The organism is Halolactibacillus alkaliphilus (genome assembly GCF_900115465.1).
Lineage (GTDB): Bacteria > Bacillota > Bacilli > Bacillales > Amphibacillaceae > Halolactibacillus > Halolactibacillus alkaliphilus.
Genome location: NZ_FOWN01000033.1, coordinates 1 through 22,227 on the forward strand (window position 1 = coordinate 1; position 22,227 = coordinate 22,227).

The following is a 22,227-nucleotide window of genomic DNA, read 5'->3' on the forward strand; positions in this document are numbered from 1 at the left end:
GCCTTAGTTAATAGCTTAAACCGCTGATATTTGCTTGAAATAGCAGATATCAAGTTCTGAGTGTTCCTAGAAACTCGGTACTTTAGTGCTGATGTAGTTCATTTCCAGTCATAGGGTGTTTCTTGATAGACATAATAATTAAGCCAGTTTGAAAAAAGTAAGTACGCAAGAGAACGCCAACGGTTTTTTGCAGGGAGTAGAGGATTATCATTAGGAAAATAATTCGTCGGTGCAGCAATATTAATGCCTTTCTTTTGATCACGAATAAATTCTTCGTTGAGTGTATCTGCATCGTATTCTATATGTCCAGTAATCATGACGTGACGCTCATCTTTTGATGCGATGAAAAGAGGGCCTGCCTCCGCTGAATCATCTAACATTAATAAATCAGGATGCTGTTTAATCGCTTTGTAAAGGGCATCTGTATTACGTGAATGTGGTGCTAAAAACTCATCATTTATTCCCCGCATCAATTTATTGGTCGCTTCAATGCGTTCGTGCATAAAGATACCAGATATTTTTTGGTCGCGTGTTTTTTTATTAATACCATAATGATGATAAAGTGCGGCTTGTGCTCCCCAACAGATATGCAAAGTTGAGGTAACATGTTCTTTAGTCCAATCCATTATTTCGACCATTTCTGGCCAGTAATCAACGTCCTCAAATGATAAATGTTCAACAGGAGCTCCGGTAATGATCATCCCATCGTAATGACGGTCTTTAACATCGTTAAATGTTTGGTAGAATTTTTCTAAGTGCGATTTTGTGACGTTTTTAGACTCGTAAGTAGCGGTATGAATAAAATCCACATTAACTTGAAGTGGTGAATTACTTAATAGCCGCAATAATTGGGTTTCTGTACGCTCTTTTTCCGGCATTAAATTGAGTAACAACAAATTAAGCGGTCGAATATCTTGTGTTATTGCTCGATTAGATTCCATAATAAAAATGTTTTCTTTTTCTAATATTGGTCTTGCAGGTAATGTGTGTGGCACATTAATTGGCAAACGAAATCCCCCCCCGTTTTTTATGTATGTACATTATAGCTTGATTAATGCATCGTTTCAATTTAATTTCGAAAATTCAGATAAAAATACCGATTATCACCTCATGCATCCTAGGCAATAATCGGACAAATTATAGTTTCAGACGATCTGGTAGGGTGACAATTGATTCAATCAATGTATTTAATTTAGTTTCAATACGGTGTAATAAATAAAATGTCACCACGATTGGAAAGCCTAAATCAGCCATCAATTGGATCCATTGAAGGTCCATGAGCTCTGCCTCCTTTATTTATAGTGTAAGAGACGATCTGTCCCCTTAGTTAGTTTAAAAAACAGGAGGCCGACAGGCCTCCTTGTTACATCTATATTGGAACAGTTAGTTAATCTAAGGTAATGTCAGTGACATAGCGCTCAACAATTCGGGCGCTATCTTTACTAATTAAATCGCCCCCTGTTGATAAAAAAGCATTTTCTGCGAGGATGGTATCCATAACAGATGAGATTGTTTCAGTATCTACTGGTTCAATGGGTGCTTCAAGAGACAATGTAACGACCTTGTTTTCAATATTTTTAAACTTCAATTCTAATACTTTCATCAAAGTGTCCTCCTTTCTAAGTTTAGTTAAAACATCTCGACATGTTTTTACGCTTCGGTAATAAGTGATGTGTCATTACGTTTAATTTCTTTTAACGTATGTTGCTGTAATGAAGCGAGTGCGTTACTTACAGATAATAATTGACTTGCGGTAGCGTCGGTTTTCATGTTGTTAAAAGACTTACCTTTAACAACATCGTTACCGTCTAAGTCGATGCCGGTGATAAAGAATAATTGTAAGCGTGTTTGTGTTGGTAATTGATTAGCCACTATGACTCACCTCCTTTCACAGAGATAATCGTTACAAGATAAAAATACCGGCGGAGAAGAAAAGAAAGCAGAGATATGGTATACTATTGGAAGAAAAATAATGCAGGATAGGATGGGACAAAAATGACACGAAAACTTATATTTTTTGATATTGATGGTACCTTACTCAATGATGACAAAGAGCTACCAATAAAAACTGTTGAAGCAATTGAAGCTTTAAAAGCAAAAGGGCATATTGTTGCGATTGCAACTGGACGAGGGCCGTTTATGTATCAAGATATCCGCGAAAAGTTAGATATTGATACGTATGTCAGTTATAATGGCTCGTATGTAGTTTATGAAGGAACGCCTATTTACACTTCGCCGTTAGATAAGCGTGCTTTATTGCAGCTGGAAACTGAAGGTCATGAAAGACAACATCCCATGATGTTTATGGATCATAAGGATATGAAACAAAATGTAGAAGACCATGCGTCGATAAATGAAAGTATGGCGACATTAAAGCTAACATTTACGCCTGATTACGATCCTAGTTATCACGCCGACCGTGACTTGTATCAAGCACTCTTTTTCGTTGATGATGAAGAATTAAAGCTATATGATCAACGTTTCCCAGAATTCGAATTTGTCCGTTGGCACCCACTGTCTGTTGATATTTTACCTAAGGGCGGCTCTAAGTGGCGTGGAATAAAGCAATTGATTGAGCATGTAGCTATTGACCCAAGTGATGTATATGCTTTTGGTGATGGACTCAATGATGTAGAAATGCTTGAACATATTCACAACAGTGTAGCGATGGGTAATGGTTGTCCTGAGGCAAAGCAAGTGGCTGATTTTGTGACAACAGATGTTAATGAAGATGGTTTATATTTAGGGATCAAAGAGATGGGATTACTGTAAAGTCAACCCGTGTGTAAGAAGACTAAAGAGCGATACTAAGAGTGTATCTTGGTATCGCTTTTTTAGACTGTTCGTTTTCATTATTTTCTGATATTATTGTACTAATCTCAATTAAAAGAGTTGAAGTGGTTTGGCATGTAAAAGTTGTTCAGAAACAGTTAGGCGAACAACATTAGAGGTAGAGGCTTTAGTCAAAGACCAGTTATTATTCGAGACAGAAATTGTTTCTGATAGTGACTATGAGGATCGGATTACACACTGTTTGAAGTGTGACCAACTTGATTACGAGACGACGTGTCGTCTATGCGGTTGTTTTGTGCAGTTTCGTGCAAAGCTAAAAATGAAGGCGTGTCCACATAAAAATAAGAAGTGGGACATGGTAATAAACTAAAAAGGGGAAAGTTATTATGGAACAGGTACTATTTGAGTGGATTGATAAAATTGAGTCGGATTTATTAAAGATTTGTACACATTTATTTGAAAATCCAGAACTTGGGGACCAAGAATTTATTGCACAGGAACAACTGGTTAACTATTTAATTGAACATGATTTTCATGTTGAAACAGGCTTAGTCGAAAGACCGACATCTTTTCGGGCTACTTTTAAAAGTGATAAAGAAGGGCCGACGATTGGTATTATGGCTGAATACGATGCATTACCGGTTATAGGCCATGGTTGTGGGCATAATCTTATCGCAACAATGGGTATTGGCGCGGGGATTTTGCTGAGTAAAGTACTCAATGATATTGGTGGAAAAGTAATTGTCTATGGTACACCAGCTGAAGAAACAAATGGTGCTAAAGTGCCGATGGCTGATGCAGGCCTATTTGATGAATGTGATGTAGCAATGATGGTACACCCTGCAGGTATATCCGCTAAAAGTGGTGAATCACTTGCGATGGATGCTATTGAGTTTCGTTTTGAAGGTAAAACAAGTCATGCGGCAGCATCGCCAGAGGAAGGAATTAATGCCTTAGATAGTGTCATTCAATTATTTAATGGCATCAATGCCTTAAGACAACATGTAAAAGATGATGTAAGAATTCACGGAGTGATTACTGAAGGTGGCCAAGCGGCTAATGTAGTACCAGATTTAGCAATCAGTCAATTCTACATAAGAGCAAAAGAACGAGCTTACGTTAATGAAGTAGTTGATAAAGTAAAGAAAATCGCTGAAGGTGCAGCTTTAATGACAGGTGCAACGTTAGCGATAAGAAATTATGAACTTAGTTATGATAACATGATTACCAATCAGACTTTATCGAATATTTATACAGAACAACTTTATAAAGCGGGTGAAACATTTATCGATGATGCACGTGGCGGCTTAGGATCAATGGACATGGGGAACGTCAGTCACAGAGTGCCTGCGATTCATCCTTACATTGGCATGGGCAAGGAAGGTCTTGTGGCACATACAACAGAATTCCGTGATCAAACAATGAAAGAAAGCGGGAAAGATGCCTTAAGACGTGGAGCGTTATCCATGGCTCTAACAGGATATCAATGTTTAACTGATCAAGCGTTATTAGCTGAAATCAAACGTGAATTTAGTGAACGAAAAAAATAATTTCTGTTTTTTAAAACTTTTTACTTCCCAAAAGCAAATAAATTTGTTAAAATTCATAATCATGAATAAATATACAAATGAAGGGGAGAGAAAAATGAAAAAAATTACGATGTTATTTCTTATGTTAGTAGCAACACTGATGATTGGTTTAACAGCATGTGGTGCTGGTGAAGGAGATGCTTTACCAGATGTTGATGATACGTCTTCAGCAGATGATCAAGCGGAAGAGACAGAAGGTACAGATGATGAAGATGCTAATGACAACGTGTTAGTGATGGCAACATCACCTGATTATCCACCATTTGAATCATTAGATGTTAATGGCGAGTTTGTTGGATTTGATATTGAACTAGCAAAGCTAATCGCTGAAGAGTTAGGTATGGAATTGGAAATTCGCGACATGAAATTTGACGGGTTGATTGGTGCGCTTCAGGCAGGCCGAGTGGATATGGTGCTTTCTGGTATGTCCGCAACAGAAAACCGTCGTGAGAATGTTGACTTCTCAATTGAATATCATAGCTCAGGCGAAATGTTTGTGACGCGTAAAGATGAACCAATGACAGCATTAGAAGATTTAGAAGGAAAAACAGTTGGTGTTCAACTTGGTACAATCCAAGAAGAAGGTGCACGTGCTATTCAAGAAGACTATGGTTTTGAATTAAAGGCATTAGATGATGCACAAATGCTTGTACAAGAATTGATTACTAATCGTGTAGATGTGATTTATTTAGATAAGCAAGTAGCAAAAGGATTTATCGAAGCGCAAGATTTAGCTGGTTTTGATGATCCAACAGATGCTTCACCTGGAATGGCTGTTGCTTTCCCTAAAGGAAGCGCACTGGTTGAGGATGTGAATGCGGCGATTCAATCGATTATTGATAGCGGGCAGTTACAAGCATTAGAAGAAGAATTCCTTGCTGAAGAAGAATAAACATAATAAATAAGGTGGCGACAATAGGTCGCTCGCTGTAAATAGATAACAAAGATATTAATGGTTAATTAAATAGGAAATGAGGTGTAAGGCATGAATTTGGATTGGAGCCAAATCGTGCCTTATATTCCTTTTATGTTGGAAGGAATATGGGTCACATTACAATTTGTTATTGTCTCAATTATTTTTGGGTTTATCGTTGGGACAGTACTCGCATTATTTAAAATTAGTTCAATAAAACCTTTACGATTTTTTGCGGATGCTTATACATCGATGTTCCGTGGGACGCCGCTTATTTTGCAATTAATGATTATTTATTTAGCTGTGCCACAGCTTACAGGGTATGATATTTCGCCTTTTTTATCTGCGATATTAGCATTTGGGTTAAATTCATCTGCTTATGTGTCTGAAATAATTCGTGCTGGTATTAGTGCGGTAGATAAAGGTCAAACAGAAGCTGCTGTTGCTTTGGGGGTTCCTTATCGTCAAATGATGATAGATATTATCCTACCTCAAGCACTTAAAAATATTTTACCAGCGCTCATGAATGAGTTCATTACCCTTACAAAAGAATCAGCCATCGTATCTACTATTGGCTACTTAGATTTAATGCGCCGTGGACAAGTAGTGGGTGCCAATCTTTATCGTAACTTTGAACCTCTTTTATTTGTAGGATTAATTTATTGGGGACTTGTTATGGTTTTAAGTTTGATTGGTAAATGGGTTGAAGGGAGATTGAGTGTCGGTGATTAATGTAGAGCATTTATATAAAAGTTTTGGGAAGAATGACGTTTTAAAAGATATTTCTATAAATATAAAACAGGGAGAAGTTGTCTCCGTGATCGGACCAAGTGGGTCTGGGAAATCAACTTTTTTGCGTTGTATTAATTTACTTGAACAGCCAACAGAAGGCAAAATTACTGTTGCAGGTGTCGCGTTAACAGATCCAAAAACAAATGTGACAAAAGCACGTGAGAAAATTGGGATGGTTTTTCAACACTTTCATTTATTTCCTCACTTAACGGTGTTAGAAAATTTAACATATGCACCGCTTAAAGTCAAACGAGTATCTAAAGCGGAGGCAGAAGAAAAAGCACTTGCTCTCCTTGAGCGTGTAGGTTTAAGTGATAAAAAAGACAGCTATCCTAATAGTCTTTCAGGTGGTCAAAAACAACGGGTGGCTATTGCCCGCGCGTTATCTATGGAACCTGATCTTATGTTGTTTGATGAGCCTACATCAGCGCTTGACCCTGAAATGGTTAAAGAAGTACTTGATGTTATGAAAGACCTAGCGCAGTCTGGTATGACAATGCTTGTTGTTACCCATGAAATGGGCTTTGCCAGAGAAGTAGCTGATCGGGTCATTTTCTTAGACCAAGGTTTACTCATCGAAGAGGGAAAGCCAGAAGAATTCTTCTCTGCACCTAAATCAGAAAGAGCAAAAGACTTTTTGGATAAAATATTATAGAGTGCGACTGTTAAAACAACATCAGCTAAATATGGTTGATGTTGTTTTTAATTAGATTAAAGATAGCGTGTGCCTAATCATTAAAGAACGATTGAACAACAAAGAGGTTAGTGACATGCACATACAGCAAAAATGGAAGTTAGCTTAAACAATCCGCTACTTAGGCGACCGTATGCGTTGCGTAATATGAGGAATCATCATATAATAATGGTAAGAAAGAAATACAGCCTATAGAATATAGGAAGAGAAAGGAAGGGTCATCATGCAAACTATTAATCCAAAAACATTACCGCCATTTATTCAACAAGAAATGGATAAAATCGCCACGCTGATTAGACCCTTGATGAAAAAAGTCTCGCTTTTTTACATGATTGGTTTACCACTCCTTATCGTCGGTTCGTTAAATATGGTCTTGCCATTTTTAAGTTCTGAATTCAATGCACTTTCTTCAACGTCAAAAATCATCTATGCGCTTGTTGCAGCTGTTGGTTTAAGTCTTTTTAGAGAGTCGCAGTTTTTACGTAAACAAATGCACCAAACAGTTAAACGTTATATAGAAGAGCGGATTAAGAACAGTATCGTCTTGAAAGAGCATGAGAAGACACGTTATGTAACAAGAGTAAATAAACAAAAACAAATGGATTTGCCATTGTTCTTTCACTTTTTAACGGAAGAACATAAACGAAAAGAACATGATTGGTCTTCGTAATCTCAACACACGCCAGTGCTATGATATGCTGGCGTGTGTTTCTATGTGACCATTCTGTTATAAGTACGTCACATGGAGATTATTCACGGGATCTTGTTGTATTCAGTCGAAAGATGCTTTAAAATGTTAATAATGATGTTGAACAAATAAAGAGGTGAACAAATGGACTTAATTAAACAAGCAATGGCTGACCCTTTTAATAATATTCTTGGATTATTTATTTATTTTATTGCAGTTGTCGGGGTCACTGTTCTTACACTAACGCTATTGCTACACGTCATTCCAAATCCATTATCCAGGCGTTTGAGAAGTGCGATTATTGGAACGCTTACAATGATTGTTATTGCTATATGGTTTCTAACAATTAAATAGAATGTGTGAATAGATGGTCTATGGCCATTTATTTTTTTTCGTTTCTGTAAACGCCTTCATATTTGTGTTACAATTAATTTACTATAATGTGAATAAATACAATAATGAGGAGTGGGTCTGATGGATATACTAGAAATTAAACCTATGTTTGCAGAGATAAAAAAAGAATTACATAAAGTTATTGTAGGGCAAGATGAGGCGATTGATTTAATTCTCATGAGCTTACTTGCTAATCGTCATACGCTATTAGAAGATGTGCCTGGAACGGGCAAAACGTTACTAGCAAAATCATTAGCAAAGACGCTTGATTGCGCTTTCCAGCGTATTCAGTTTACTCCAGATTTATTACCAACGGATGTAATTGGTTCAACAATGTATCGCCAATCAGAAGAACGATTTGAATTTAATGAAGGACCGCTATTTACCAATATCCTCTTAGCTGATGAAATTAATCGAGCAACACCCCGAACGCAGTCAAGCCTCTTAGAAGCGATGGAAGAACGGCAAGTGACCGTTGACCGTCAAAGTCATGCGCTGCAACAACCGTTTTTCGTTTTAGCTACCCAAAACCCATTAGAAAGTCAAGGGACTTTTCCGTTACCGGAAGCGCAGCTCGATCGTTTTTTTATTAAAATTAACCTCGGATATCCAACTGCAAAAGAAGCAAAAGATATCTTAACGAGATTTAAAACAGCTGACCCGCTAAGTTTAATTCACCCAGTTGTTAGTCATGAGCGATTGATTGAAGCCCAACAAGTATTTTCTGAAGGATACGTCGATGATAGCGTATATGAGTATATTATTGCACTTACCCAAGCAACGCGGGAACATGATGCTATTGATATTGGCTTGTCACCTAGAGGTATGCAAAACCTCTTAAGAGCTTCACTTGCCTATGCCGTATTAAAGGGGCGTGATTATGTTACACCAGATGATGTGAAAGCAGCCTTTCATCCAATTGTTAATCACCGCTTAAGTTATCATCCAACGGTTAATGGTAAGACAAAGACAGTGATCGAAGATCTCTTACAAAAAGTTTCTGCACCAACAGAAGTGAAAGGGAAAACAGAGGTATGAATCTTGCTTGGTTAATTATTTTTGTTGTATCATTCATCTATTGTCAAAGCTATTTTTTTCTCAAATTCGGCTTTAAAGGCCTGACTTACGAACGAACGTTTAATAAACAAACGGCTTTTCCAAATGAAAAAATTGAGATCATCGATGAAATAACTAACAAAAAGATTTTACCTCTGCCATGGGTCAGTGTTGAAGCAAAATTAAGCAAGTATTTAGTGTCGGTTATTGATGAACGTATCCCTGATGAGGATCCATTTCATCAAACGTTGTTTAGTTTATTACCCTATCAAAGAATTAAGCGTCGACATCATATGATAGTGAAAAAACGCGGTGTCTATCAGTTAGCTTCTGTAGCACTGACACTTGGTGATATGTTTGGTTTTAGTGATCATTATCAGTCTCATGAAACAGCCGCTCGTCTTGTTGTTTATCCAATGCTCATGCGGAAAAGCGACCTACCTGAGGATGTCCAATTCTTTTTGGGTGAACATGCAGTCAATCGATGGATCATCGAGGATCCATTTTTAAAAATAGGTACACGAGATTATGTTGAGGGTGATGGAAGTCATAAAATTAATTGGAAACAGACCGCTAAACGTCAAGTTCTGCAAGTAAACGAACACGATCATACGAGGGAACGCGATTTGACTATTCTTTTAAATATTGATCAAGCCGATGATATTTGGTTACCGATTGAGGATGACGATCTATTTGAAAACAGTTTATCGGTTATCGCTTCGGTTTTTTACGACCTTAAATTACAGGGAGCACCGTTTCGTTTCCTCACAAATGCAGTGACAAAAGACAAACGCGACCCTGCAATCAATGATTTTGTTTCTGTTGAAAAAGGCCAAGGCCATCGACACTATATTGAGGGTTTGACCAAACTAAGCTATCTTATTCCAGAACGCAAGCATCACTTTAAATATGTGCTTGAAAATGTGGCTAAAGAACCTGGTATAGGTGAAACGTATGTTATTTTTACCCCAATAGTTACACCGATCCTAAAAGTACAAGTAGATCAGTTGAAAAAACAAGGCAAGCGCATTTCAATTATTCCGCTAAGAAAAAAGAAGGTGATGCACAATGCTTAAGCGCGCATGGCTTTATAGTATACTGGAGAGTTTAAGCCTGTTCCCATTTTTCTTATGGATGAACACATTGTTCTTATCTCAGCTGTTTTCAGGTGAACTATTGTTGATCTATTTTATCGTGTACCCACTTTCTACTGGACTTGCCTTTATTTATCAACATTTCATCGCCAGAGCATTTTTTACAACAGGCATTTTAGCTTTGGTTGTCTATTTTGTGCCGTTTTCATCAACCTTTCAAGTGGTCACAGGTTGCTTTATTTTTTGTATCCTGATTCAAAGGGGGGTTATGTATCGCTTATCTGATCCTGAAGCTGCCTTTCCGCGCACGTTGATGTGGACAATCAGTTTACCGAGTTATTTTGTTAGCTATTTCTTTTATCACTCAAATCGTTATGAAGGATGGCTCGTTGGAAGTGCCCTGATTTTAATAATTAACTTACTTATTATCACAAATCAAGAACATCTAATCACTAAAGAACGTGATCAATACGGTAAGACAACTATGTTAGGGACAATCCGACGACAAAATTTTATGTATCTCGGTATGTTGATGGTGTCTCTTTTTCTTCTTCTGCGTTATAATGTTGTCGCAACAGGCTTGGTTTTTGTCTTAAAACAACTATTTAAATTACTTGGCCAAAATGAACTGGCCCAAACGCCACCTGAAGAGCTACCGGGACCACAAAGTATGGACTTATCAAATATTGAAATAAGGGAACCTTCTGCATTTGCGCTTATCGTTGATAAAATACTAGAAGTCATAATGGTGGTTATCGTCAGTCTAGCTATAGTTGGTCTGTTGTATTTACTTATTAAACGTTTACCTGTCATTGGGAAGCAGATAGAAGTAGCTATGAAGCGTATGTTTAACATAATCTTTAATCGTCGACGGGCGGTATCTTTTGTCAAAGCAAGCGCGTATGAAGATGAGACAAGTCAAGTATTCCATTTAGGAGAGTGGCTCAATCAAAGAAAACTTTTGTTTAAAAGAGAAAAAACCGTCACTATACGATGGCAAACACTCTCGACTAAGAAGCAGGTCCGTTATTTATATGAACAGTTAATTAAAAAGGGGGAGTCTTTAGGGATAAGTTACCAAGTAAGTCTAACGGCTAAGGAGTATCTAAAATCATTGCCAGAACGGTTATTCGATGAGGATGAATGGCAACAACATCTAACAGAACTCTACAATAAGGCGCGTTATTCCACTCATGATGTCCATTCGGTTGCCCACTATATTAAACAACTTGAGCGCAATGATTGAAGTTAAAGTCGGGTTTATGGTATGTTTATTTCGAATTCAAGATAAATAACAGTGACAGAGGAGTGATGATAGTGAAACATATTTTCATCAAGAAAGATCAAGCAAAGCCTGTATTTCTCTTACTGCATGGCACCGGTGGCACAGAGCGAGACTTAATACCAATAGCTGAACATATCGATAAAGATGCCTCGATTTTGTCTTTACGTGGTAATATTAGTGAGAATGGCATGGCTCGCTTTTTTAAACGTCTTCAAGAAGGTATCTTTGATGAGGTGAGTTTAGTAGAGGAAACAGCTGTTTTACATCATTTTATTGATGAGGCGGCTAAGGAATATGATTTTGATCGGGATGAAATAATAGCACTAGGTTATTCCAATGGTGCAAATATTGCGGGTAGTTTATTAATGCATCATCCTAATAGTTTGAAGAAGGCTATCCTACTTCATCCAATGGTTCCAAGACGAGGTATTCATTATCCTAAGCAATTAGGTACGTCCGTTTTTATTGGAGCGGGCACTAATGACCCTCTTGTGTCGCGACAAGAGACAGAGGAACTTGTGACTTTACTTAAAGCACAAGGGATTGAGGTTGATACGGTTTTTACGAATCATGGTCATGCATTGTCAAATGAAGAAATTGAAGCAGCAAATATTTGGTATCACAAGAAAATATAAATAATTCGTCCCCCTTACATGCATGAGTGTGTAGGGGGGCTTTTTGATGATAAGCAAAGACAATGCTGTCATGAGAGGTGATCAAATGCATCATCATTTTAAATTTTCTATAAAAAAAAGACTTTACAATGATTAAAAATAATGTATACTAAACGGTGTACTACTTGAACTAATACAGTTAATACACGCCATACAGATAAAACGTAAAGAAAAGAGGGTGAGTAGGATGTTTGATATCGATTTGCGCAGTAGAGACCCGATTTATCAACAACTTGTTGATAAATTTAAAATACTGATTATTAATCAAATATTACAACACGATGAGAAACTGCCGTCGGTACGTCAACTTGCAGAAGAGTTGACGGTTAACCCAAACACAATTCAAAAAGCTTACCGACAATTAGAACAAGAAGGCTTTATTTATTCGGTAAAAGGAAGAGGTAGTTTTGTTCAATCACTAGAAGATAATGTTTCGATAGAAAAAAAGAAAGAAATCGCAGAAAATATAAAACAGCTCGCAAAAGAGGCTTTATTTTTAGGTGTTTCTAAAGCTGATATCGTGCAGTGGATTTATGATGTGGCAGAAGAAGAGAAGGGAGCGAAAACAGATGCTTGAAGTTAAACAGTTAAGTAAAAAATTTGGTAAAGATGTTGTGGTTGATATTGAACATATTAAAATTAGTCGAGGAACAATTTATGGGTTACTGGGGTCTAACGGTGCGGGTAAAACAACCTTGCTTAAAATGTTAAGTGGCATTATTAAGCCAACATCTGGGGCGATAACATTTGAAGAGAGCCCAATATATGAGAACAGAGAATTAAAAGCACGCGTTGTATTTATACCTGACCAACCTTTTTTCTTTCAACATTATTCCATCAAACAATTGGCTGATTTTTATCGGGAACAATATCCGTCATTTGATGAAGCGCGTTTTTTAGAATTCGAACGTATTTTTAAATTGGACACAAAGAAAAAAGTACATACGTTCTCAAAAGGGATGCAACGTCAAGTGTCTTTCTGGTTAGCGCTCTCGGCTCAACCAGACTACCTTATTTTGGATGAGCCCTTTGATGGCTTAGATGCTGTGGTAAGAAAAAAAATTAAAAACTTAATCATTCGTGATGTCGCAGAGCGCGACATGACCGTCATCATCTCGTCTCATAATTTAAGAGAAGTCGAAGATTTATGTAACTATATTGGTATCATTCATAAGGGTAAATATGTCATTGACCGCGACATTGATGACTTAAAAACGGATGTACACAAAGTTCAGATTGCTTTTAAAGAAATACCAGATCGTTTATTTAAGGACTTTCATGTCTTACATCATGAAACACGCGGTTCAGTTCATATGTATATTGTAAAAGGTGAGTTGGAAGATATAAAACAGTCGATTACGTTATCGAACCCAATCCTTTGCGATATATTACCGTTAACATTAGAAGAAATATTCGTCTACGAAATGGAGGGGATTGGCTATGCGATGGATCATGTCTTGGTATAAAAAAGAATTAACCAAACAAAACTTTAGACTGGCTGGTTGGCTCTCTGTAGGCTATTTTATCGTCTTATTTTTAACGATCATCTTAGGTCAAATTGATTTACTGACAAAAGCCAATGAGAATCCGAATGACTATCATTATTATAGTGATTTAATGTTGCATGGTGGCTTTATACCTGCTGTTTTATTATTTATTATGCCAACACTCGCAGCATTGGTCTTATTTAGATATTTACACAAACAAGATGCAAGTGACTTTATTCATAGCTTGCCATCAACACGATTAACCATCTATTTACACCATATTATTTTTGGTGTAATAAGCCTGGTATTGCCACTTGTTTTAACGTTCGTGAGCCTTTTGGTTGTTGATCAGACCCTAGATCATCATCACTTATTATCAATCACTGATATAACAAATTGGTTTCATTTAAGTGTTTCAACAGCGCTTATCGTTTTTAGTGTCAGTGTTTTTGTCGCTATGCTGACAGGGGTGACACTCATTCAACTTATTTTCACCTATATTTTTCTGTTTTTACCAGTTGGCTTAACAATGCTCGTTGTGTTTAATCTGAACTATGCTCTACCAGGTTTAGCAATTAATTATATCATTGATGATGTGATTGTTCACTTTTCTCCCCTGACAGATATCAATCGTATTTTTATGGTGTCGTCTATGGATTGGTCAAAAGTAATCATCTATTACATCGTGACAGCAGTCATTTTATTTATAAGTTATTTCTTATATAAAAAACGCCCAATCGAATCGGCTAATCAGGCAATCGTTTTTGAAGCGCTCAAGCCGATCTTTATTTACAGCTTCACATTTAGTTTTACGTTAATTGGCGGCATGTATTCAGGAGCGTTTGGTTATAGTATTCCTGTCTTATTTTTAATGTACATCATCTTTTCTATTATCGGGTATTATATTAGCCAGATGATTGTCGATAAAACTTGGCGTGTTTTCGGTAAAGTTAAACAGTATGGCTTTTTCTTTCTTGCGATGACGCTTCTCACCATTGGTTTTAGCTTCGACATAACAGGTTTTGTGAACCATATACCTAAGATTGATGAGATAGAAGAAGCCTATGTAATTGATGATCAATACAGTTTTTATCAGCGCGAAGCATACTATGGTAGACAAGCAGGATTTAGTGATGTGGATGATTTAGAAATGATTCAATCAATACATCAGAAGTTAATCGATTCAGCTGATCGCAAGGCTTTTTTAGGCTATGGTCGTTCGATTATCATCATGTATGTATTAGATGACGGTTCTGAGCTTGTAAGACAGTATACAGTGGATGATGAAGTCTACAACATATTTGCCCAATACAATCTTCAGCACCATCCCATCTACAAAACATATACTGACCCACTATTTTATATAACGCCGTCTCGTGCCAATAAAATAGAGATTATGTCAGAAAACTATAATTATAAGTCGGTGTCTATAACTGATCGAGCAATGATTGTGGAATTGATTCAATTATTACGAGAAGATACGTTACAGTTACCAAAAATAGAAGACCAGCATGATATGTTGAACTACTTAACAATTCATACACCTGGAGAACAAGAAGTCTATATTGATCTTACTCAGGAGTTTCATCAGACACTTGCTTGGTTAAGTGAGCAGGACTTTGCAAAAGAAGCACTTATACTCCCTGACGATATACTGATGATTAAAGTCGCGCCTTATAATGAAGAACTATATTATGATGCGATTGAATATGAGAAGGCCTATGATGATAACGAGCTCTTAGTATATGACGATTTGGCATCGATTGAAAAAATAATGCAACGGCTAAGCATAAGTCAAGAGGAACCGCAACGGATGTTAATGATTTATTTAAAAGAGTTAAGCTCCCCTATTATGCGGAGTGTTGATGATAACTTTTCACTTGATTAAAAAATGCAAGTAACATAGAACAGTGTTACAAGTAATAAATATAACAACGGAGGTGGTTACGATCGAAGCGTTAGCCATACAAGAAACAGCATTAGATATTAAGGATGTGTTTAATTATTATCACGAAATGGTGTATATCGCTAAGCGTATAGTTTATGATTATCAAAAAGCGGAAGATGTTGTACAAGATGCTCTTATAAAAGCTATGCGCTCGTATCAACACCTAAAAGAACCAGATAAATTAAAAGCATGGTTCCGTACCATTGTGATTCGTACGGCAATCGATTTGAAACGTAGAGAGAAAAAGAAAGAAATGGTATCTTTTGACGCGTTATTAGAGCAAGGGATAGAACACTATTATTGTGATGATTCTGTAGAACAATCCGTGAATTTTCACTACACATGTCGAGAAGTTCAGTCTCTCATGGATCAACTTTCACCAAAGCTGAGACAAGTTATTTCATTAAAATACGTAGAAGATTACTCAGACCAGCAAATAGCAGATGCTTTAGGCATATCATTGTCCGCTGCAAAAACACGTATACACCGTGCGCGGAAACAATTATTGGACCTACGAGAAACAGAATAAACATTTGTTCAAAATAGGAAATGCTTTCACCTTATAGTTTAACCTTTGCTGACACAGACTATACAGCAAAGGAGGTGACGGGTATGAAACAGTCAAAACGTATGTTACCAATAGCATTATCTATCGGTGTTGGTGCTATGACTTATTTATCAATGACAAACAATCAATCGAAAGATATGATGAAGCCAATGATGAATATGGTTAAAAAAACAACCTTTTAATGAGTACCTCAGCGTGAAAATACTGAGCGGTTCTTGACAACTTCGTTAAGATTAACGAAGAAGAAAAAATATCAATATAAGTACGGTCAAAAGGCAAAAGAAGCATTCAGAGACTTCTTTTGCCTTTTGATTTTAAAAAGATCGAAATCTTGTTATAATGGGAGAGAACTATACAAATATTTCGACAAAAGGAGACGATTAAGTTTGGGACAATTACTAACAGGTTACCTTGGTACATATACAAAAAACGCCAGTGAGGGAATTTATCGCTTTACGCTAGATCTAGATCAAGAAAAGATTACCACAGTCGATGCAGTAGGGCATGTTGACAATCCAACATATGTCACATTATCTTCAGATGGATCATACTTATATGCTGTATCAAAAGAAGGTGAAGAGGGAGGCGTAACGGCTTTTAAAGTAGACCATGAAACAAACGCACTTACTAAATTAAATAGTTTAGCTAAAGCGGGATCGCCTCCATGTCACGTAAGTGTAAATAAAGCAAATACGCTACTTGTGACAGCAAATTATCATACGAAAGAAATCATTAGCTATCACTTAAATACAGATGGCTCAGTAAAGGGCATCGCAGATATTAAAGTACACGAGGGCAGCGGACCACATGAACGTCAAGAAAAGCCGCACATGCACTTTAGTGGCTTTACGCCGGATGAACGTTATGTGATTGCGGTTGACTTAGGAAGTGATGCCATTACGTCATATAAGGTAGAAGAAGATGGTTCATTAACAAAAGAAGCTGTTTTCGTTGCACCTCATGGCAGTGGTCCAAGACACATTGCTTTCCATCCCAATGGAGCTATTGCATACGTGATGACAGAATTAACGTCGGTTGTTTTAACGCTGGCTTACGATGCTCATACAGGTGTGTTTACGCTCATCAATACAATCAAAGCTATTCCAGATGCACATACATCGACCAATGATGGCAGTGCCGTTCATGTATCAAATGATGGTTGTTTTGTCTACGTGGGAAATCGCGGACATAATTCGGTGACAGTATTTAAAGTGAACCCAATTGATTTTAGTATTTCGCTTGTTGAGTATGTTGATTCGCTGGGGGATTGGCCTCGTGATTTCGCGTTAACACCGGATAATGACTATCTTGTTTGTTCAAATCAAAATAGTGGCTCACTTACACTATTTAAACGGGATAAAGAAACGGGTATGTTGACGCCTGTCCAACAGGATGTGTATGCACCAGAGGCTGTTTGTGTGAAATTTATTTAATAAAGTGTAACTATTTAAAAACACCACCTAACTTTCGCTTAAACAATGAGCGATACTAGGAGGTGTTTTTTTATGGATTTCAACTATGTTAAAAATTTGACTTATAGAAATTTTGAAACAATTAAGGTATAATTTACTGGTTACTTACTAAATTCAGGGTGAGAAGGTGAGGAAAATGAATCAGGTGACACGTCGGAAAAGAAGATGGAGGTTAATTTATATATTTTTGCTTCTAACATTACTAGTATATATCTTTTCTCGTGCTTTCCATATTGAAATCAGAACGAAAGAGCCACTCACTTTTCTGGGGAATGAAGACCTAGCGCCGGTAAGTTATACGGATAATGGAGAGGCAAAAGGTGTTGTTGTAGATATAGTAGAAGCACTTGGAGTTCAGATTGATCGCGATATAGAAGTGATTACTATGGACTGGGAAGAGGCCCAATTAAACGTTTTAAATGGTGACGCTGATGGCTTGTTATATATGAATGAGAATGAAGCGCGTCAACACATGTTTGATTTTTCAGATCCTTTTCTTGAGACGGAATTTCATTTTTTTGTTAGGAGCAGTGACCGTTCAATACAAAACGTGAATGATTTACGTAATAAACGTGTTGGGTTAGAGCAAGTAGGTTATCCTTATGTCGTGTTACAAAATCATTCAGACATCAATAGTGTGTTTATTTCAAATTGGAGAACAGCTTTTCAGCAACTTGCAGATGGAGAGTTGGATGCTCTAGTGGTGGATCGTTGGGTAGGAGAATACGAATTAGCTGAAAGTCGAATTTCAGGGATTCGTATCGTTGAAGAACCGTTTGCGGTCCAAAGGACAGGCATAGCAATAAGAAAAAATGAAGACCTGCTATTAGAAGAATTAAATGGGGCAATCAAAAGCATTACAGATTCAGGAGAGCTACCCCAGATCCTTGATAGATGGGGAGGAAAGCGTGTTATATATTTAACAGAAGAACGTTTTAAATATTATATGTTATTAGGTGTGACGCTTTTCTTGGGAATCATCGTTATAGGTGTGTCATTTTTCATCTTTAACTTGGGTCAAATGAATAAGCACTTAACCCAAGAAGTAGAAAGAAGAACGTTGGAATTAAAAAATAAAAACAAGGCGTTAGAAACATTAAATTATGAACTTCAGCAAATCTCTCTCGTTGATAAGCTCACAAATATAGCTAATCGTCGTCATCTTGATAGCGAGCTGGAAAAGTCATGGGCGATTAAAATGGATGAGGAACAACCTTTAGCTATTATTATGATTGATATTGATCATTTTAAGACGTTTAATGATCTTTATGGTCATGTCGCAGGTGATACTTGCTTGAATAAAGTTGCAAACACCTTATCTTCTTGCGTGATACGTGCAGGAGATCTTGTTGCAAGGTACGGTGGGGAAGAGTTTATGGTTATGTTATTACGCGCAACAAGTTCGGATGCATATAATATGGCAGAAAGTATGAGGAAGAAAGTGGAGCAGCTGGAAATAAAAAATGGACAAGGTCAAGTGACAATTAGTTTAGGTGTTGCTTCAATGATTCCAAGCAAGGGTCGCATGTTATCAGATTTAGTTTATATGGCAGACCGCGCACTTTATATAGCCAAACAAGAGGGACGAAATCGTGTGAGGATTGCAAGGGAAGAAGATGAAAAGACATCTCAAGACACGAAATAAAGTGCCTTGGATGTCTTTTTGATTAATAAACGATATGATTTTTTTCAAAAGTGGTGATTTTATCTTCGTGCGTCATTGTAACTGAAATGTCATCCCAACCATTTAATAACATTTGTCGTGGGTATTCAGCTAAATCAAATGTCGCTGTAAATCCAGTATGGTCGAAGACCTGCTTTTTTTCTAAATCTACTGTGATGTGATAGTCACCCTTTTCAGCGTGAGTCATCAGTGTTTGAACTTCTTCTTCAGTTAAGACGACGGGTAAAATGCCATTCTTCGTACAATTGTTATAAAAGATATCCGCAAAGCTAGGGGCAATAATAATTCTAAAACCATAGTCTTCAAGTGCCCAAGGCGCGTGTTCACGAGACGACCCACAGCCGAAATTCTCACCGCCAACTAATATGGATGTGCCTTTATATTTAGGATCGTTCAACGAGAAGTCTTCGCGTGGATGATCTTTTTCGTCAAATCGCCAGTTATAGAATAAATACTGTCCAAATCCTTGACGAGAAATACGCTTTAAAAACTGTTTCGGAATGATTTGGTCGGTATCAACATGACTTCGGTTTAGTGGATAGACCAAACCGGTATGTTTTTTAAGTGGTTCCATTTGATTTCCTCCTCTTAATTAGAATGAACGGACGTCAACAAAGTGTCCAGCAATTGCTGCGGCTGCTGCCATTTCAGGGCTGACAAGGTGTGTACGCGCATCAGTACCTTGACGGCCTTCAAAGTTCCGATTAGATGTTGAAGCGCAGCGTTCGTGTGGCGGTACGGCATCACCATTCATCGCAAGGCACATGCTGCAACCAGGTTCGCGCCATTGAAAACCAGCATCAATAAATAGTTTATCTAAGCCTTTTTCTTCAGCAATCCGCTTCACTGTTTGAGAGCCAGGTACGACGATGGCTGTTACGTCTTTACTGACTTTACGGCCATGAATTACACTTGCGGCTTGTTCAAGGTCTTCTATCCGTGAGTTAGTACATGAACCGATAAAGACATGTTGAATAGGTACGTCTATGATTTTAATATCTGGGTCAAGTCCCATGTAAGATAGGGCATGCTTGATTTCATTTTTATCGTTTTCTGTTTTAGCTCTTTCGGGATTAGGTATAGTCCCATTAACTGAAATACATTGAGCAGGATTAGTTCCCCAAGTGACTTGTGGCTCAACTTCTGAAGCATTTAAAGTAACGACCTTGTCATAGTTGGCTCCTTCGTCACTACGAAGTGATAACCACATGTCTTTTGCTTTTTCAAAATCCACTCCTTTAGGTGCATATAAACGGTCTTTTAAGAAATTAACAGTTGTCTCATCAGGCGCTACAAGTCCCGCACGAGCACCAGCTTCTATAGACATATTACAGATAGTCATACGCCCCTCCATAGATAGACTTCTGACAGCTTCACCTGTATATTCCAAGACATAACCGGTTCCGAAATTCACACCATACTTTGCGATTAATGCAAGCACAAGGTCTTTTGCTGTTACGCCAGTACCAAGTGTCCCGTTGATTTCAACTTTTAACGTTTTAGGTTTTTGTTGCCATACTGTTTGCGTCGCAAGGACATGCTCTACTTCACTTGTACCAATACCAAAAGCAAGTGCGCCGAAGGCACCGTGTGTTGATGTATGAGAGTCACCACAAACAATTGTTTTACCAGGCTGAGTTAAACCAAGTTCTGGCCCGATAACGTGAACAATGCCTTGATGTTCATGTCCCATTCCAGCAAGAGGCACACCAAACTCTTCACAATTTTTACGTAATGTATCCATTTGTAGTTTTGAAATTTCATCTTTTATCACGTTCGTATGAACTGTGGGGACGTTATGGTCCATTGTCGCAAATGTTCGATTCGGTTGACGTACTTTACGCCCTTTAAGTCGCAAACCTTCAAATGCTTGAGGTGATGTGACTTCATGAACCAAATGAAGATCAATATATAAAATTGCCGGTCTACCTTCTTCTTCATAAACGACGTTTTTATCCCAAATCTTCTCAACAATTGTCTTTGGTGTTGTCATGTGTTGTCACTCCTTTTTTAGTAATCTATTCGTTTGTTTGTAAGTTCTTTAAAATATGATCGGTCATTTCAGATGTTGAGACGAGTGTGCCGTTTTCTACGTGTAAGTCTTTTGTATGAAAACCTTGATTAACGGTTGTTTCAACGGCTGCTTCAATAGCCGCTGCTTCGGTATCAAGACCAAATGAATGACGAAGCATCATTGCTGTTGATAAGATCATTGCGATAGGGTTAGCGATGTTTTGTCCAGCGATATCAGGTGCAGACCCATGGGCAGGTTCGTATAAACCAACGCCCGATTCTGCGAGTGAGGCTGAGGGCAACATACCTAGCGAGCCAGTTAATACACTTGCCTCATCACTTAAAATATCACCAAACATATTTTCAGTTACAATCGTATCAAATGATTTTGGGGATGTAATGAGCTTCATGGCACAAGCATCAACTAAGACGTGTTCCACTGTGACATCGGGATAGTTTTTACTTTCAGCTTCGACAATTTCTCGCCAAAGTTTACTTGATTCTAGTACATTCGCTTTATCAACTGACGTTAATTTCTTTTTTCGTAGTTGAGCACTTTCAAAAGCTTTTTTAATGATGCGTATCATCTCGCTCTTAGTATAGTGAAGTGTGTCGACAACAACTTCGCCATTTTCCCGACGTTCACTCGGACGTCCGAAGTATAACCCACCAGTCAGCTCGCGAACAATAAGCAAATCGGACCCTTCAATAATCTCAGGCTTTAATGGAGAGGCATTTGTTAAAGTTTTAAAGCCTTTTACAGGTCGCAAATTCGCATATAAATCAAGGGATTTTCTAATACCAAGTAAACCGCGTTCTGGACGTAAATCTGAAGGGTTATGATCCCATTTAGGGCCGCCAACAGCTCCGAGTAATACAGCATCACTATCTTTTGCTAGCTGGATTGTAGCTTCAGGAAGTGGGGTGTTAGCATTATCAATTGCAGCACCACCAATGAGTCCATCAGTTAAATGAAACGAATGACCAAATGTGTCACCAATATTTTTTAGAATACGGATGGCTTGGTCCATAATTTCAGGACCAATACCATCTCCTTTTAATATTAATATCTTCTTATCCATAC

The 22,227-nt window shown here is 37.6% G+C and carries 26 protein-coding genes; 19 read left to right on the top strand and 7 right to left on the bottom strand.

Annotated features, from left to right (window positions below; translation table 11 throughout):
- Positions 1 to 98: 98 nt before the first annotated feature.
- From metA to BM163_RS11450, 4 genes are all read right to left on the bottom strand, one after another.
- Complete coding sequence (metA, locus tag BM163_RS11435; protein ID WP_089803261.1) at positions 99 to 1,007, bottom strand: homoserine O-acetyltransferase MetA; 909 nt, start codon at positions 1,005 to 1,007, stop codon at positions 99 to 101.
- A 130-nt stretch (positions 1,008 to 1,137) separates the two neighbouring features.
- Positions 1,138 to 1,278, bottom strand: a complete 141-nt coding sequence (locus tag BM163_RS11440; protein ID WP_089803263.1) for a YvrJ family protein — start codon at positions 1,276 to 1,278, stop codon at positions 1,138 to 1,140.
- A gap of 109 nt (positions 1,279 to 1,387) precedes the next feature.
- Positions 1,388 to 1,603 (bottom strand): DUF2922 domain-containing protein, encoded by a 216-nt coding sequence (locus BM163_RS11445; protein WP_089803265.1) that lies wholly within the window; start codon positions 1,601 to 1,603, stop codon positions 1,388 to 1,390.
- Positions 1,604 to 1,650: 47 nt separating this feature from the next.
- The gene (locus BM163_RS11450) at positions 1,651 to 1,872 is read right to left on the bottom strand and encodes a DUF1659 domain-containing protein (protein WP_089803268.1); all 222 of its coding nucleotides are present in this window, start codon (positions 1,870 to 1,872) and stop codon (positions 1,651 to 1,653) included.
- A gap of 123 nt (positions 1,873 to 1,995) precedes the next feature.
- Between BM163_RS11450 and BM163_RS11455 the strand changes: the two genes are divergently transcribed.
- From BM163_RS11455 to BM163_RS11540, 19 genes are all read left to right on the top strand, one after another.
- Positions 1,996 to 2,772 carry a Cof-type HAD-IIB family hydrolase gene (locus BM163_RS11455; protein ID WP_089803270.1) on the top strand — a complete coding sequence of 259 codons (777 nt, stop codon included), beginning with the start codon at positions 1,996 to 1,998 and terminating at the stop codon, positions 2,770 to 2,772.
- A gap of 130 nt (positions 2,773 to 2,902) precedes the next feature.
- Positions 2,903 to 3,163, top strand: a complete 261-nt coding sequence (locus BM163_RS11460; RefSeq protein ID WP_089803272.1) for a DUF6171 family protein — start codon at positions 2,903 to 2,905, stop codon at positions 3,161 to 3,163.
- A gap of 16 nt (positions 3,164 to 3,179) precedes the next feature.
- On the top strand, positions 3,180 to 4,343 hold the full coding sequence (locus BM163_RS11465) for a M20 family metallopeptidase (protein ID WP_089803274.1): 1,164 nt from the start codon (positions 3,180 to 3,182) through the stop codon (positions 4,341 to 4,343).
- A gap of 94 nt (positions 4,344 to 4,437) precedes the next feature.
- Positions 4,438 to 5,274 carry a transporter substrate-binding domain-containing protein gene (locus BM163_RS11470; protein WP_089803276.1) on the top strand — a complete coding sequence of 279 codons (837 nt, stop codon included), beginning with the start codon at positions 4,438 to 4,440 and terminating at the stop codon, positions 5,272 to 5,274.
- Between the two features lie 93 nt (positions 5,275 to 5,367).
- A complete protein-coding gene (locus BM163_RS11475; RefSeq protein ID WP_089803278.1) occupies positions 5,368 to 6,027 on the top strand; it encodes an amino acid ABC transporter permease in 660 nt (219 codons plus the stop codon).
- Entirely contained in the window at positions 6,020 to 6,742 is a 723-nt protein-coding gene (locus BM163_RS11480) for an amino acid ABC transporter ATP-binding protein (protein ID WP_089803280.1), read from the top strand. The genes BM163_RS11475 and BM163_RS11480 overlap by 8 nt, the downstream gene beginning before the upstream one ends.
- A 262-nt stretch (positions 6,743 to 7,004) precedes the next feature.
- A complete protein-coding gene (locus tag BM163_RS11485; protein WP_229675567.1) occupies positions 7,005 to 7,451 on the top strand; it encodes a DUF5392 family protein in 447 nt (148 codons plus the stop codon).
- 162 nt (positions 7,452 to 7,613) lie between these two features.
- Positions 7,614 to 7,823, top strand: a complete 210-nt coding sequence (locus tag BM163_RS11490) for a hypothetical protein (protein ID WP_089803282.1) — start codon at positions 7,614 to 7,616, stop codon at positions 7,821 to 7,823.
- Positions 7,824 to 7,943: 120 nt separating this feature from the next.
- A complete protein-coding gene (locus BM163_RS11495) occupies positions 7,944 to 8,900 on the top strand; it encodes an AAA family ATPase (RefSeq protein WP_089803284.1) in 957 nt (318 codons plus the stop codon).
- Positions 8,897 to 9,994 carry a DUF58 domain-containing protein gene (locus BM163_RS11500; protein ID WP_089803285.1) on the top strand — a complete coding sequence of 366 codons (1,098 nt, stop codon included), beginning with the start codon at positions 8,897 to 8,899 and terminating at the stop codon, positions 9,992 to 9,994. Before BM163_RS11495 ends, BM163_RS11500 begins: the two co-directional genes overlap by 4 nt.
- Entirely contained in the window at positions 9,987 to 11,258 is a 1,272-nt protein-coding gene (locus BM163_RS11505; protein ID WP_089803286.1) for a DUF4129 domain-containing protein, read from the top strand. The genes BM163_RS11500 and BM163_RS11505 overlap by 8 nt, the downstream gene beginning before the upstream one ends.
- A gap of 71 nt (positions 11,259 to 11,329) precedes the next feature.
- Entirely contained in the window at positions 11,330 to 11,932 is a 603-nt protein-coding gene (locus tag BM163_RS11510) for an alpha/beta hydrolase (protein ID WP_089803288.1), read from the top strand.
- Between the two features lie 226 nt (positions 11,933 to 12,158).
- Positions 12,159 to 12,548: a GntR family transcriptional regulator gene (locus tag BM163_RS11515; protein WP_089803290.1), complete on the top strand. Its 390-nt coding sequence runs from the start codon at positions 12,159 to 12,161 to the stop codon at positions 12,546 to 12,548.
- Positions 12,541 to 13,437: an ABC transporter ATP-binding protein gene (locus BM163_RS11520; RefSeq protein WP_089803292.1), complete on the top strand. Its 897-nt coding sequence runs from the start codon at positions 12,541 to 12,543 to the stop codon at positions 13,435 to 13,437. Before BM163_RS11515 ends, BM163_RS11520 begins: the two co-directional genes overlap by 8 nt.
- Complete coding sequence (locus BM163_RS11525; RefSeq protein ID WP_089803294.1) at positions 13,412 to 15,346, top strand: MFS transporter; 1,935 nt, start codon at positions 13,412 to 13,414, stop codon at positions 15,344 to 15,346. The genes BM163_RS11520 and BM163_RS11525 overlap by 26 nt, the downstream gene beginning before the upstream one ends.
- 22 nt (positions 15,347 to 15,368) lie before the next feature.
- Positions 15,369 to 15,935 carry an RNA polymerase sigma factor gene (locus BM163_RS11530; RefSeq protein WP_089803296.1) on the top strand — a complete coding sequence of 189 codons (567 nt, stop codon included), beginning with the start codon at positions 15,369 to 15,371 and terminating at the stop codon, positions 15,933 to 15,935.
- A gap of 83 nt (positions 15,936 to 16,018) precedes the next feature.
- A complete protein-coding gene (locus tag BM163_RS13835) occupies positions 16,019 to 16,156 on the top strand; it encodes a hypothetical protein (protein ID WP_170243727.1) in 138 nt (45 codons plus the stop codon).
- A 204-nt stretch (positions 16,157 to 16,360) separates the two neighbouring features.
- A complete protein-coding gene (locus BM163_RS11535; RefSeq protein ID WP_089803298.1) occupies positions 16,361 to 17,407 on the top strand; it encodes a lactonase family protein in 1,047 nt (348 codons plus the stop codon).
- Between the two features lie 175 nt (positions 17,408 to 17,582).
- Positions 17,583 to 19,091 carry a GGDEF domain-containing protein gene (locus BM163_RS11540; RefSeq protein ID WP_089803300.1) on the top strand — a complete coding sequence of 503 codons (1,509 nt, stop codon included), beginning with the start codon at positions 17,583 to 17,585 and terminating at the stop codon, positions 19,089 to 19,091.
- 22 nt (positions 19,092 to 19,113) lie between these two features.
- On the opposite strand, the gene leuD is transcribed toward BM163_RS11540, so the two are convergent.
- From leuD to leuB, 3 genes are read right to left on the bottom strand one after another with little or no spacing between them, the layout of a single operon-like run.
- Positions 19,114 to 19,704, bottom strand: coding sequence for a 3-isopropylmalate dehydratase small subunit (leuD, locus tag BM163_RS11545; protein WP_089803303.1), 591 nt, complete (start codon positions 19,702 to 19,704; stop codon positions 19,114 to 19,116).
- An 18-nt stretch (positions 19,705 to 19,722) separates the two neighbouring features.
- The gene (leuC, locus tag BM163_RS11550; RefSeq protein ID WP_089803305.1) at positions 19,723 to 21,123 is read right to left on the bottom strand and encodes a 3-isopropylmalate dehydratase large subunit; all 1,401 of its coding nucleotides are present in this window, start codon (positions 21,121 to 21,123) and stop codon (positions 19,723 to 19,725) included.
- 25 nt (positions 21,124 to 21,148) lie between these two features.
- A complete protein-coding gene (leuB, locus tag BM163_RS11555) occupies positions 21,149 to 22,225 on the bottom strand; it encodes a 3-isopropylmalate dehydrogenase (protein WP_089803307.1) in 1,077 nt (358 codons plus the stop codon).
- Positions 22,226 to 22,227: the final 2 nt, after the last annotated feature.

What these genes read in the sequence shown, in the direction of transcription:
- BM163_RS11465 (WP_089803274.1), top strand. Translation starts at nt 3,180, where the DNA reads ATGGAACAGGTACTATTTGAGTGGATTGATAAAATTGAGTCGGATTTA.
- BM163_RS11520 (WP_089803292.1), top strand. Translation starts at nt 12,541, where the DNA reads ATGCTTGAAGTTAAACAGTTAAGTAAAAAATTTGGTAAAGATGTTGTG.
- BM163_RS13835 (WP_170243727.1), top strand. Translation starts at nt 16,019, where the DNA reads ATGAAACAGTCAAAACGTATGTTACCAATAGCATTATCTATCGGTGTT.
- BM163_RS11500 (WP_089803285.1), top strand. Translation starts at nt 8,897, where the DNA reads ATGAATCTTGCTTGGTTAATTATTTTTGTTGTATCATTCATCTATTGT.
- BM163_RS11440 (WP_089803263.1), bottom strand. Translation starts at nt 1,278, where the DNA reads ATGGACCTTCAATGGATCCAATTGATGGCTGATTTAGGCTTTCCAATC.
- BM163_RS11525 (WP_089803294.1), top strand. Translation starts at nt 13,412, where the DNA reads ATGCGATGGATCATGTCTTGGTATAAAAAAGAATTAACCAAACAAAAC.
- BM163_RS11495 (WP_089803284.1), top strand. Translation starts at nt 7,944, where the DNA reads ATGGATATACTAGAAATTAAACCTATGTTTGCAGAGATAAAAAAAGAA.
- BM163_RS11490 (WP_089803282.1), top strand. Translation starts at nt 7,614, where the DNA reads ATGGACTTAATTAAACAAGCAATGGCTGACCCTTTTAATAATATTCTT.
- leuD (WP_089803303.1), bottom strand. Translation starts at nt 19,704, where the DNA reads ATGGAACCACTTAAAAAACATACCGGTTTGGTCTATCCACTAAACCGA.
- BM163_RS11470 (WP_089803276.1), top strand. Translation starts at nt 4,438, where the DNA reads ATGAAAAAAATTACGATGTTATTTCTTATGTTAGTAGCAACACTGATG.
- BM163_RS11540 (WP_089803300.1), top strand. Translation starts at nt 17,583, where the DNA reads ATGAATCAGGTGACACGTCGGAAAAGAAGATGGAGGTTAATTTATATA.
- BM163_RS11505 (WP_089803286.1), top strand. Translation starts at nt 9,987, where the DNA reads ATGCTTAAGCGCGCATGGCTTTATAGTATACTGGAGAGTTTAAGCCTG.
- BM163_RS11445 (WP_089803265.1), bottom strand. Translation starts at nt 1,603, where the DNA reads ATGAAAGTATTAGAATTGAAGTTTAAAAATATTGAAAACAAGGTCGTT.
- BM163_RS11515 (WP_089803290.1), top strand. Translation starts at nt 12,159, where the DNA reads ATGTTTGATATCGATTTGCGCAGTAGAGACCCGATTTATCAACAACTT.
- BM163_RS11455 (WP_089803270.1), top strand. Translation starts at nt 1,996, where the DNA reads ATGACACGAAAACTTATATTTTTTGATATTGATGGTACCTTACTCAAT.
- BM163_RS11485 (WP_229675567.1), top strand. Translation starts at nt 7,005, where the DNA reads ATGCAAACTATTAATCCAAAAACATTACCGCCATTTATTCAACAAGAA.
- BM163_RS11475 (WP_089803278.1), top strand. Translation starts at nt 5,368, where the DNA reads ATGAATTTGGATTGGAGCCAAATCGTGCCTTATATTCCTTTTATGTTG.
- leuB (WP_089803307.1), bottom strand. Translation starts at nt 22,225, where the DNA reads ATGGATAAGAAGATATTAATATTAAAAGGAGATGGTATTGGTCCTGAA.
- leuC (WP_089803305.1), bottom strand. Translation starts at nt 21,123, where the DNA reads ATGACAACACCAAAGACAATTGTTGAGAAGATTTGGGATAAAAACGTC.